Origin of the sequence: uncultured Microbulbifer sp., assembly GCF_913055755.1 — a bacterium.
Lineage (GTDB): Bacteria > Pseudomonadota > Gammaproteobacteria > Pseudomonadales > Cellvibrionaceae > Microbulbifer.
In genome coordinates this window covers 25,664-36,466 of record NZ_CAJXKH010000029.1, presented here as the reverse complement: position 1 = coordinate 36,466, position 10,803 = coordinate 25,664, and the positions used below count along the sequence as shown (strand labels likewise).

At 62.0% G+C, this 10,803-nt stretch carries 8 protein-coding genes; 7 read left to right on the top strand and 1 reads right to left on the bottom strand.

The window, feature by feature from the left end; genetic code table 11:
• Positions 1–385 precede the first annotated feature (385 nt).
• On the top strand, positions 386–1,282 hold the full coding sequence (gene mepA / locus QZ511_RS07150; RefSeq protein WP_295801081.1) for a penicillin-insensitive murein endopeptidase: 897 nt from the start codon (positions 386–388) through the stop codon (positions 1,280–1,282).
• A gap of 19 nt (positions 1,283–1,301) precedes the next feature.
• Complete coding sequence (locus QZ511_RS07145; RefSeq protein WP_295801078.1) at positions 1,302–2,318, top strand: D-alanine--D-alanine ligase; 1,017 nt, start codon at positions 1,302–1,304, stop codon at positions 2,316–2,318.
• Between the two features lie 3 nt (positions 2,319–2,321).
• Here QZ511_RS07145 and QZ511_RS07140 read toward each other — a convergent pair whose 3' ends face one another.
• Positions 2,322–2,894, bottom strand: a complete 573-nt coding sequence (locus QZ511_RS07140; RefSeq protein WP_295801075.1) for an HNH endonuclease — start codon at positions 2,892–2,894, stop codon at positions 2,322–2,324.
• Positions 2,895–3,584: 690 nt separating this feature from the next.
• Between QZ511_RS07140 and QZ511_RS07135 the strand changes: the two genes are divergently transcribed.
• The 5 genes from QZ511_RS07135 to QZ511_RS07115 all read left to right on the top strand — a co-directional run bounded on the left by QZ511_RS07135 (position 3,585) and on the right by QZ511_RS07115 (position 10,746).
• Positions 3,585–5,147, top strand: a complete 1,563-nt coding sequence (locus tag QZ511_RS07135) for a PQQ-dependent sugar dehydrogenase (RefSeq protein ID WP_295801072.1) — start codon at positions 3,585–3,587, stop codon at positions 5,145–5,147.
• Positions 5,148–5,220: 73 nt separating this feature from the next.
• Positions 5,221–5,478 carry an exodeoxyribonuclease VII small subunit gene (gene xseB, locus QZ511_RS07130; RefSeq protein ID WP_295801069.1) on the top strand — a complete coding sequence of 86 codons (258 nt, stop codon included), beginning with the start codon at positions 5,221–5,223 and terminating at the stop codon, positions 5,476–5,478.
• Entirely contained in the window at positions 5,479–6,390 is a 912-nt protein-coding gene (locus QZ511_RS07125) for a farnesyl diphosphate synthase (RefSeq protein WP_295801068.1), read from the top strand.
• Between the two features lie 312 nt (positions 6,391–6,702).
• Positions 6,703–8,637, top strand: a complete 1,935-nt coding sequence (gene dxs / locus QZ511_RS07120; RefSeq protein ID WP_295801066.1) for a 1-deoxy-D-xylulose-5-phosphate synthase — start codon at positions 6,703–6,705, stop codon at positions 8,635–8,637.
• A 225-nt stretch (positions 8,638–8,862) separates the two neighbouring features.
• Positions 8,863–10,746, top strand: coding sequence for a DUF885 family protein (locus QZ511_RS07115; protein ID WP_295801062.1), 1,884 nt, complete (start codon positions 8,863–8,865; stop codon positions 10,744–10,746).
• Positions 10,747–10,803: the final 57 nt, after the last annotated feature.

The following is a 10,803-nucleotide window of genomic DNA, read 5'->3' as shown; positions in this document are numbered from 1 at the left end:
AAGCCTTCGCAAGCACCGACACTCTGTTCGGCGAACAATGCAGAACTTCCTTAACAACCTCCGCTCTTCAATGCGAAGGCCCTGATACCGGGAAACCCTTTTCGAGACCTTCGAAAACAGGGATGTTTTCGAAGAGCCCCCAGGGATGGGTTTACGGCGTGTCTCGCAAAGGGTTTACCGGTAGAAGGGCCGCCACGGGGCTTCCCGAGCGTCGCACTGCCGAGCCGCTACAGAGTTTCCGGAAACGAACCACGAACTCCCGGACAGCCACAGGACTCGAAAGCCCCCACAGCCCACCCAAGCGGACCATTCCACAGAACTCGCCAACGGAACCTCTATAATTCCCCGGGCACTAACCTAATAACCGACTCCATAGCAGTAGATTATGTCGACCTCCGCCCGCACTTTCTCACTCTCGTTATTCGCCACTGTCACGCTGCTCTGCCTGTCAGTAACCACTCACGCACAAAATCCCTGGGAAGACGTTAAAAACCCTTCCAACCAACTCCCCGCCAGCATTGGTAGCTACACCAACGGCTGCCTCAGTGGCGCCGAGGAATTGCCCCTGCGCGGGAAGGGTTACCAGCTGGTGCGCACCGGGCGCGACCGCCATTACGGCAGCCCCTACCTGGTGGAATTTCTCAAGGACTTCTCCAACGCGGTGGATGAAAACGGCCTCGGCAGACTGCAGATCGGCGACATGTCCATGGCCCGCGGCGGGCCCTTCAGCAGTGGCCACCGCAGCCACCAGATGGGGCTGGATGCGGATATCTGGTACTCCCAGGACAAGCGCGCCGCCAAGCGCCCGCTCACGCCCTGGGAGCGGGACAATATCTCCGCCATCGCCCTGGCGAATGAACGCGAACATCGCCTGATTGATAAAAACTGGGATCCCAGAGTGCCGAAAATATTGCGCCTGGCATCGGAAGACCCCAGGGTAGCGCGGATTTTTGTGCACCCGACCATCAAGCGCCAAATGTGCGAGATGGCCGGTGAGGATAATAATTGGTTGCGCAAGGTGCGCCCCTGGTGGGGACACAACTATCATTTCCATGTGCGCCTGAACTGCCCGCCGGAAGACAAAAACTGCAAACCCCAGGCACCGCCCCGCGGCAATCCCTGTGGCAGGGATCTGGACTGGTGGTTTAGTGAGGAGTTTTACGCCATTCTAAATGGCACCGCACCGGAGGCGAAGCGGCCCAAGCCACCGAAAAAACCACCGATGCCCACGCAATGCAAGCGGGTACTGACCGCCCCGGCGGCGGTGGATCACAAACAATGACCCAAAAGATGAGAGCCCGATGAGCGACAAGGCCGAAGTAAAAATCCAGATCCTGCTGATTTGCGGCGGGGGCGGCAGCGAGCACGAAGTGTCCCTGCGCACTGCAGATTTTATCCAGCGCGAACTGGAGCGGTCTCCGGAATTTGCCATCACCCGGGTGACCATGGACGGCGAGGGGCGCCTGCGCGACGGCGACGACCGGGTGCGCGAATTGCGTTCGGACAAACTGCTGTACTGCAGCGATGGCAGCGCACAAACGGTGGATTATGTGGTGCCGTCGATTCACGGCTACCCCGGCGAAACCGGCGACCTGCAGTCGACCCTGGAAATCCTCGGCCTGCCCTACTTCGGCTGCGGCCCGGAAGCGAGTAAGCTCTGCTTCAACAAAATCACCACCAAGTTGTGGCTCTCCGCCCTGGGGATCGACAACACCCCCTATCAGTTCCTGTGCGCCAATTCCCCGGAAGAAACCGTCAAGGCGCAGGATGCGCTGAAGCAGTGGGGATCGGTGTTTATCAAGGCCTCCAACCAGGGCTCGTCCGTGGGCTGCTACAAGGTCAGCGATGCCGAGGCACTGGAGCAGGCGCTGCGCGAGGCGTTTGCCCTGTCGCCCTATGTGCTGGTGGAAAAGTGCCTGAAGGTGCGCGAGCTGGAAGTGGCGGCCTACACCTACGACGGCGAGCTGGTCATTACGCCTCCCGGAGAGGTGTGCGCGCCGGTGGATACCTTTTACAGTTACGAGGAAAAGTACGCCGAGGGCAGCCGCGCGCAGACCCATGTGGAGGCCGAGGGGCTCAGCGATGCGCAGCTGGGCTGGATTCGCGAGGCGTCAAAGCGCGCGTTTATCGGCCTGCAACTGAAGGACCTGTCGCGGATCGATTTCTTCCTCACCGAAGATGGCGATATCTACCTGAACGAGGTGAACACCTTCCCGGGAATGACGCCCATTTCCATGTTTCCGAAAATGCTGCAGAACCACGGCCACGACTTCAATCAGTACCTGAGCAAACTGATCTACGCCGCGGTCAACGGCTAATTCCTACGACGCCTGCAACCACCCATCCTGCCGCGGCCGCGAAAACTGGCCGCGCAGGAACTCCATCTGGTCACCGCGAATCCGCACGCTGTTGATCAGCGCCAGGTACTCCGCCGCATTGGGCACAAACGGCAGTGCCAGCAAATCCATCTCGATATCCTGCAGCAGCCGGTTGCCCTTGTGCTGGTTGCAGCGGCGGCAGGCGGTGACCACGTTCTCCCACACGTCGCGGCCACCGCGGGAAACCGGGTGCACGTGGTCGCGGGTCAGTTCACTGATGTAGAAAACCTGACCACAGTAGAGGCAGGTGTGCTGGTCGCGGGCAAACAGGGCGCGGTTGGTTAGCGGTGGCCGGGTGCGCGGGCGCGCCATGCGATCGCCGCCACAGGCGATGATTGCCGCCAGGTCCAGCTTGGAGCGCTCGCCGCTGCGGTTGATTCCCCCGTGCACCGTCTGCACCACGCCGCCGAGGGTCCAGGTCACCAGCTCGCGCACATACAGACACGCCGCCTCTTCCCAGCTCAACCACTCCAGCGGCTGGCCCGCCAGATTCAGTCTCAGGATTTGCGCTTGCATGTATCCACCTCCCGTTTGGCTGTGTTTATCGGGGTATGAAAACGACAAAGCCCCGCGGCGGAACCGGCGGGGCTTTGCTGATTGAATTCGGTGTGCTGGGCGGAAATCCGGGAAAACTGGAGTCGATGAAGCCTTGACCACCAGTGCGGGCGTGGTGGCTGCGGGATCAGTGATTGCAGTCGTTGGTTACTGAATGCTTCATCCTCCGCGGTCGGCAGTTTTCGACCGGCTTGACCTGATTAAAGCGGAGAATTGTTACGATTTCCAGACAGCAGAGTGAATACTGTGCAGTTTTTCCGCGCGACAGAAGTGCGGCGGGGGTGGCGAAAAAATTTTGCGAGGGCAGAATGTAAAACACCGCCTGGGCAATCCGGCCCAAGCGGTGCGTCTCACAGGATGGTGCCTAATTCCTTTAGGCGGGCGGCTCGATCTCCAGTCCTTGGTGATCAGTCCCTTGCCGCGGTGCAGTCCCTTCGTCGTCCTTGCAATTACATTATGGTCGTTTGAGAAATATAGGGTAGTGGAGAAATGCTGAACTTGATGTAAGAGATGTCTTACAAGCATGTGATCACAGTCACACTTTGCCTGAACAGGATTTCAGGCGGGGGGTTGGCGCGTCGCACAACTGGTACCACTGTGCGACATTTAGCGCCCAACTATAGTTACTTTTGTTACGAGATCAAGGCAATCGTGAGAAGTCCGTCGAAAAAGGCGCTAACATTTTCCGCACTGGTGGCATTGCCCGCCATCGTCCTGCTGGCCGTGATATTTGCCGCGGTCGCGGGCTGGATCCCCGGGGTCAACGTGCCCTGGGGTCAGCTGCTGGGAGCCAGCACCGACAGGGAGACGGTCAGCGCCAAGCTGCAGGTCGCGCCGGGCTACCGCGTGGGCCTGTTCAGCAGCGATGTACCCAACGCCCGCTTTATGGCGGTCACCCGCAATGGCGACCTGCTGGTGTCACAGCCGAAACTCGGGCAGGTCAGCCTGCTCAGGGCCGACCGCGATGGCGACGGCGCCACCGATGAGCAGCGGGTACTGATTGACGGACTCCAGCGCCCCCACGGTCTCGCCCTGTACGAAGACTGGCTTTATATCGCCGAGAGCAACGCCGTCGGCCGCGTGCCCTTCGACCATTCCGACGGCCGCCTCGCCGGCCGCTACCAGAGAATCGTCACCGGCCTCGGCGACGACGGCAACCACTGGACCAAGACCATCGGCCTGGGGCCGGATGGCTGGATCTACCTGTCCAGCGGCTCCACCTGCAATGTGTGTATAGAGGAAGACCCCCGCCGCGCCAGCATCATGCGCTTTCGCCCGGACGGCAGCGATTTTGAAATCTACGCCAGCGGCCTGCGCAACAGCGTCGGCTTCGACTGGTCCCCCGGGGACGGCGCCCTCTACGCCACCGACAACGGCCGCGACTGGCTCGGCAACGACTTCCCCCCCTGCGAACTGAACCGCATCGAACAGGGCGGCTTCTACGGCTGGCCCTACGCCAACGGCCAGCGGGTACCGGACCCGGATTTCGGAGAGGGCAAAGGCGCAGCGATACAGAGCAAGATTGCCCGTTCGATCCCCCCGGTATTCGAATTCCGCGCCCACAACGCCCCCCTGGGCATGCGCTTCCTGCGCAGCCCGGAGCAGTCGGTCCACTACCGGGACGCGGCGCTGGTGGCACTGCACGGCTCCTGGAACCGGGACACCAAAGACGGCTACAAGGTGATCTCGCTGCACTGGGACGACCGCGGCCGCATCCGCGCCGGGGATTTTCTGTGGGGCTTTCTCGCGGATGATCGGGAAACGGTTCACGGCCGCCCGGTGGACATTGCCGAAGACGCCCGCGGCAACATCTATGTGTCCGACGACTACGCCGGGGCGATTTACCGGGTACAGCCCGGGCACGGCTCTGCTGGCGCTGGAGGCCCTGCTGGCGCCGATGGCGAAATCGCGCCGCGGCCGCGGATCAGCGCCCCGAAAAAGCCCCTGGCCATCGACACCAACGCGGCGAGACAGGGCGCACAGATTTTTGAGCGCCGGGACTGCGCCCGCTGCCACCGGCAACAGCTGCCGCTGGTAAACCTCAGCGAAAAGTACACCCTGAAGCAGCTGGCGGACTACTTCGACACCCCCACCCCGCCGATGCCGAACTACGGTTTCAGCAACAGCCAGAAGCGGGCCCTGGCCCACTTCCTGATGGAGCGGGAACTGCAGGCCCGGGGCAGCGACCCGCAAACCCGGGATTACCTGCAGTAAAATCCGCCGGCGCGCCAATTGACCACCTTACCGGCAGCGGCTAAGGTTGCCCCGCACTGCAGGAGACAACGCCATGGCCGCAAAGAAAAAAGCCGCTACTTTCGAGAGCGCACTGGAAGAACTGGAAGAGCTGGTGGAGCGTCTGGAAAGCGGCGACCTGCCCCTGGACGAGGCCCTCGCCGACTTCGAGCGCGGGGTCAAACTCACCCGCGAATGCCAGAAGAAACTCGCCAGCGCCGAGCAGAAAGTGAAAATCCTGATGGAGGAAAACGGCCAGGTTCAAGAGCTGCCGTTTGACACCGACGACGGGTTATCCGGAGATGCCGAGTAAGTGAGCACTTCCACCAGCGCAGCCATGGGGTCCCGGCTGCAGGAATTCCTGCGCACCGCCAGCGCGCGGGTCGAGCGCACCCTGGCAACCGCCTGCAACGAGCAACACCCGGCCACTACCCTCTTCTCCGCCATGGAATACGCCGCCCTCGGCCCCGGCAAACGCCTGCGCCCGGCCCTGGTGTACGCCTGTGCAGAGGCCATTAGAGGAGAAGATATCGCCAGCCGCTGCGACGAAGCCGCGGCAGCACTGGAATGTATCCACGCCTACTCCCTGGTACACGACGACCTGCCGGCGATGGACGACGACGACCTGCGCCGCGGCCGCCCCACCTGCCACATCCAGTACGACGAAGCCACCGCCATTCTCGCCGGTGATGCCCTGCAGACCCAGGCCTTTGAACTGCTGGCCGGCGCCGCACTGGACAGCGACCTCAAGGTAACCCTGATCGCGGAACTGGCCCGCGCCTCCGGCGCCCGCGGCATGGTCGGCGGACAGGCCATCGACATGGCCGCGGTCGATCGCGCCCTGACCCTGGCACAACTGGAGCAGATGCACCGCTACAAGACCGGCGCCCTGATCTCCGCCAGCGCCCGCATCGGCGCCCTGATCGGCGGCGCCAGCGCGCCCCAGCTGACCGCCATCACCCGCTATGCGGAGTCCATCGGCCTGGCATTCCAGGTGCAGGACGACATTCTCGATGTCACCGCCGACACCGAGACCCTGGGCAAGGCCCAGGGCGCCGACGCCGCCCGCAACAAGCCCACCTATGTATCCCTGCTCGGCCTCGACGGCGCCCGCGCCAAGGCGGACGAGCTGTATAGGGAAGCAACACAGGCCCTCGCCGAACTCGGCGGACACACCGAGGTGCTGCAGCAGCTGGCGGATTACATCGTCCACCGGGATCACTGACCCGGCGCTGCCAACAAGTAGTACAGAGGGTTAAATCGAAGCCAGAGCGGCCGGGGCGGCCCTTTGAAACCGTCGGCGACAGGACGTCGCCGCCGGAGCGCACAGGGATGTGTTCACAGCGTTTTCAAAGGGCCGCCCCGGGCGCTCTGGCGCCACTGGAGGCCAAAGCAGCGCTCCAGAACCCACAGGATGCAATCTCCCGCCTGTGGGCATACAATTCCCTACCATTATCAGTTGCAATTGATACTTTGGGCCGAATGCCGTGAATTGGCATCGAAAATCGCGCCCAAACGCCCGAATTCAGGACCCTAGATGTTCGACCAGATACCCCGCACGCGCCCGCATACGCCGCTGCTCGACCAGATCGACGACCCGGCCCAACTGCGCGCCCTGCCGGAAAAACAGTTGCCCGAGCTGGCGACCGAATTGCGTGAATACCTGCTGTACTGCGTAGGCCAGACCGGCGGTCACTTCGGCGCCGGCCTCGGCGTGGTGGAGCTCACCATCGCCCTGCACTACATCTACAACACCCCGGAAGACCGCCTGGTGTGGGATGTGGGCCACCAGACCTACCCGCACAAGATCCTAACCGGCCGCCGCGAGCAGATGCTCAGCATACGCCAGCAGGGCGGCCTGTCCGGCTTCCCCAAGCGCTCCGAAAGCCCCTACGACACCTTTGGAGTAGGCCACTCCAGCACCTCCATCAGCGCCGCCCTGGGCATGGCCGTAGGCTCCCCGGACGAGCGCAAGGTCGTGGCAGTGATTGGCGACGGCGCCATGACCGCCGGCATGGCCTTCGAGGCCCTCAACCACGCCGCGCACACCGGCAAGGACATGCTCGTCGTGCTGAACGACAACCGCATGTCCATCTCCAAGAACGTGGGCGGCCTCGCCACCTACTTCGCGCGGATCCTCGCCAGCAAGACCTACCTGAACATGCGCGAGGGCAGCCGCAAGGTGCTGTCCGCCATTCCCAAGGCCTGGCAGCTGGCGCGCCGCGCGGAAGAGCACGTGAAAGGCATGATCACCCCCGGCACCCTGTTCGAGGAGCTGGGCTTCAACTACGTGGGCCCGCTGGACGGCCACAACATGCAGGACCTGGTGCACACATTGCGCAACCTGCGCAACCAGCGCGGCCCGCAGTTGCTGCACATTGTCACCACCAAGGGCAAGGGCTTCGGCCCCGCGGAAGCGGACCCGGTGGGCTATCACGCATTGAACAAGCTGGAGCCGGAACCCAAGGTGCAGGTGGCGGTTTCCGGCAACGGCGAAAAGAAAAAGAAATCCCCCAAGTACCAGGATATCTTCGGCCAGTGGCTGTGCGACATGGCGGAGCAGGATGACAAGCTCATCGGCATCACCCCCGCGATGTGCGAGGGCTCCGGCATGGTGGATTTTGCCGAGCGCTTCCCCGAGCGTTTCCACGACGTGGCCATCGCCGAACAACACGCGGTCACCTTCGGCGCCGGCCTCGCCTGCGAGGGCCAGAAGCCGGTGGTCGCCATCTATTCCACCTTCCTGCAGCGCGGCTACGACCAGCTGGTGCACGACGTGGCGATCCAGGACCTGGACGTCACCTTCGCCATCGACCGCGCCGGTCTCGTCGGCGAAGACGGCCCCACCCACGCCGGCAGCTTCGATCTGACGTACATGCGCTGCCTGCCCAACATGGTGATCGCCGCCCCCAGCGACGAGAACGAGTGCCGCCAGCTGCTGTACACCGCCTACCAGCACCAGGGCCCCGCTGCCGTGCGCTACCCCCGCGGCACCGGCCCGGGCGTGGCCATCGAGAAAACAATGACCGCACTGCCGATCGGCAAGGGCCGCACCATTCGCGAGGGCAACAATGTCGCCATCCTGAATTTCGGCACTTTGATTGCCTCGGCACAGGCAGCGGCAGAAAAACTCAGTACCACCCTGGTGGACATGCGCTGGGTAAAACCCCTGGACGAGGCGCTGATCGACCAGCTCGCCGACAGCCACAACCTGCTGGTCACCGTGGAAGAAAACACCATTGCCGGCGGCGCCGGCAGCGCGGTATCCGAATACCTGAACCGCCGCGCCACCCCGGTGCCCCTGTTGCAACTGGGATTGCCGGACAGGATCATTGAACACGGCAAGCATCCGCAACTGCTGGCAGAAATCGGGCTGGATGCGGACGGCATCGAGGAACAGATTCGCAAGCGCCTCGAAGCCATGAACAAAAACGACAATTCAAATTTCAGCGGCCAGGCGGCCGCGCTTTAAAGTAACAACTAAAACTTCGCGGACCTGATCAAAGTGCAGGATTATTCGCGAAGGCTGAGTACTGGGGATTCGTTTTCGAAAGCGTCGGCAACAGGGATGTTGCCGACGCAGCGCCCAGGGATGGGTTCACAGCGGTTTCGAAAACGAATCCCCAGTGCTCAGCCGCCACCGGCCCCGCTTCACAGGGACCACTCCCCCAAATAAAAAACAGAGACAGGAAGTACAATGTCCCTCACAAAGCCTTTCAAAAAAATCCTGAACTCTAAGCTCACCTGTCTGGCCGCCGCACTGATGGCCGCGAGCATGAGCACCCAGGCCATGGACCACAAAGCCTTCAAAAAGGCCATGGATGCACTCCCCAAAGACGATCCCAGTGCCGAACTGGTCGCCCTGGAAGACCTGCGCTACCGCTGGTTGATGGAAAGCTACCCAGAATCCGCCACCTACCGCGGCTACCCCGGCGTAGACCAGAACTGGACCGATCAATCCACCAACGGCATCGAACGCCGCAAGGGCCAGACCCGTATCCTGCTCGCCGCCAGCCGCCAGCTCGACAAAGACGCCCTCAGCGAAGCCGAGCAACTGGACTATCAGTTGCTGTACCAGGACCTGCTGCTCGACGTAAAAGGTTACCAGTTCCCGGACCACCTGCTGCCGGTCAACCACATGAGCGGAATCCAGCGCAATGTGCCGGCCGTACTGAACACCATGAGCAAGCGCACCGGTGCCGACTATGAAAATATCCTCGCGCGCCTGGACAAACTGCCGGAACTGATCGAGCAGACCCAAAGGCTGATGGAACAGGGCATGGAGCAGAAGCTCACCCCGCCGCAGATCACCCTGCGCGACCTGCCCGGCCAGATCCGCGCGTTGATTCCGGCGGATCCCAAACAGAGCCCGCTACTGAAAGCCTTCAATGACATGCCGGCCAGTATTTCCGCTTCCCAGCAGAACCGCCTGCGCAGCCGCGCACAAAATATCTACCAGAAATCCCTGGTACCAGCGTGGCAGGATTTTGCCGAGTTTGTGGAGCGCGAATACATTCCCAACGCGACCACTGAAACCGCGTTCACCAAAAATCCGGATGGTATCCGCTGGTATGCGCAGAAGGTGCGCGAGGAAACCACCACGGACCTGAGCCCGGAGGAAATTCACCGCATCGGCCTGGAAGAAGTGCGCCGTATCCGCGGTGAGATGGATGCGATCATCAAGAAGACCGGGTTCACCGGCGACTTCAAGGCATTCACCGAGTTCCTGCGCACGGATCCGCAGTTTTATTACGAAAACAAAGAAGATCTGCTGAAAAATTATCGCGATATCGCCAAGCGTATCGATGGTGAATTGCCGGCGCTGTTCGGCACCCTGCCGCGCCTGCCGTACGGGGTCAAGCCGATTCCGGCCTATTCGGAGAAGTCGCAGACTACCGCGTATTACCAGCCGGGCTCGAACGAGGCCGGTCGCGCGGGTGTTTTCTATGCCAACACTTACGATCTGAAGAGCCGCCCGACCTGGGAGATGGAGGCGCTGACGGTGCACGAGGCGATGCCGGGCCACCATTTACAGATCGCTCTGGCACAGGAGCAGAAGGATATTCACCCGCTGCGTCGCACGAAGATGTACACGGGTTTTGTGGAGGGCTGGGGTCTGTACTCGGAGAGCCTGGGCTACGATCTGGGCCTGTACAAGGATCCTTACAATGAGTTCGGTGCGCTGACTTACGATATGTGGCGGGCGGTGCGCCTGGTGGTGGATACGGGTATGCACCAGTTGGGCTGGAGCCGCGATGAGGCCATTGAGTATTTTATGAATAACAGTGCGAAGCCGGAGCACGATATTGTGGTGGAGATCGACCGCTATCTGGTGTGGCCGGGGCAGGCGCTGGCTTACAAGGTGGGCCAGCTGAAGATCAAGGAGATCCGGGCGCGCGCGGAGGAGGCGCTGGGGAATAATTTCAATATTCGCCAGTTCCACGATGCATTGCTGGGTGCCGGTGCGCTGCCACTGAATGTGCTGGAGAGCCGGATGAATGCCTGGATTGAGGCGCAGGGTGGCGAGGTCAGTAAGGCCGAGCCAGTTGCCGAGGGGGCAGGTCAGGCGGCGCTGAACTGACCCCGTTTCCGCTTTAAATATCTACGGTGGCGGCAAGCCACCGGGGATGTTTTTTTG

What these genes read in the sequence shown, in the direction of transcription:
- mepA (WP_295801081.1), top strand. Translation starts at nt 386, where the DNA reads ATGTCGACCTCCGCCCGCACTTTCTCACTCTCGTTATTCGCCACTGTC.
- QZ511_RS07145 (WP_295801078.1), top strand. Translation starts at nt 1,302, where the DNA reads ATGAGCGACAAGGCCGAAGTAAAAATCCAGATCCTGCTGATTTGCGGC.
- QZ511_RS07140 (WP_295801075.1), bottom strand. Translation starts at nt 2,894, where the DNA reads ATGCAAGCGCAAATCCTGAGACTGAATCTGGCGGGCCAGCCGCTGGAG.
- xseB (WP_295801069.1), top strand. Translation starts at nt 5,221, where the DNA reads ATGGCCGCAAAGAAAAAAGCCGCTACTTTCGAGAGCGCACTGGAAGAA.
- dxs (WP_295801066.1), top strand. Translation starts at nt 6,703, where the DNA reads ATGTTCGACCAGATACCCCGCACGCGCCCGCATACGCCGCTGCTCGAC.
- QZ511_RS07115 (WP_295801062.1), top strand. Translation starts at nt 8,863, where the DNA reads ATGTCCCTCACAAAGCCTTTCAAAAAAATCCTGAACTCTAAGCTCACC.